The sequence below is a fragment of the Burkholderia sp. AU28863 genome (assembly GCF_002223195.1).
In the GTDB taxonomy this organism is placed as follows: domain Bacteria; phylum Pseudomonadota; class Gammaproteobacteria; order Burkholderiales; family Burkholderiaceae; genus Burkholderia; species Burkholderia sola.
In genome coordinates, this window is the sequence record NZ_NKFE01000022.1 from 1 (window position 1) to 740 (window position 740).

1 protein-coding gene is annotated in these 740 nt (G+C 64.3%); it reads left to right on the plus strand.

Annotated features, from left to right (window positions below; translation table 11 throughout):
* On the plus strand, positions 1-740 hold a 740-nt coding region (locus tag CFB81_RS34730; RefSeq protein WP_143328667.1), incomplete at both ends, for an aminotransferase class III-fold pyridoxal phosphate-dependent enzyme.

Consider the following 740-nt stretch of genomic DNA (forward strand, 5'->3'; position numbering starts at 1 on the left):
GTCTACCTGTGGGACTCGGACGGCAACAAGGTGATCGACGGGATGGCCGGCCTCTGGTGCGTGAACGTCGGCTACGGCCGCAAGGAACTCGCCGACGCCGCGTATCGCCAGATCCAGGAACTGCCGTTCTACAACACGTTCTTCAAGACCACGCATCCACCGATCATCGAGCTGTCGGCGATGCTCGCCGAGGTGACGCCCGCCGGTTTCAACCACTTCTTCTATTGCAACAGCGGCTCGGAAGGCAACGACACCGTGCTGCGACTCGTGCACCAGTACTGGCGCGTGCAGGGCAAGCCGCAGAAGAAGTACGTGATCTCGCGCAAGAACGGCTATCACGGCTCGACGATCGCGGGCGGCACGCTCGGCGGGATGGGCTACATGCACGAGCAGATGCCGTCGAAGGTCGAGCACATCGTGCACATCGACCAGCCGTATTTCTTCGGCGAAGCGCAGCCAGGCGAGACGCCCGAAGCGTTCGGTCTCGCACGTGCGCAGCAGCTCGAAGCGAAGATCCTCGAGCTCGGCGCGGACAACGTCGCGGCGTTCATCGGCGAGCCGTTCCAGGGCGCGGGCGGCGTGATCTTCCCGCCGTCGACGTACTGGCCGGAAATCCAGCGGATCTGCCGCAAGTACGACATCCTGCTCGTCGCGGACGAAGTGATCGGCGGGTTCGGGCGCACCGGCGAATGGTTCGCGCACCAGCACTTCGGCTTCGAGCCGGACCTGATCACGATGGC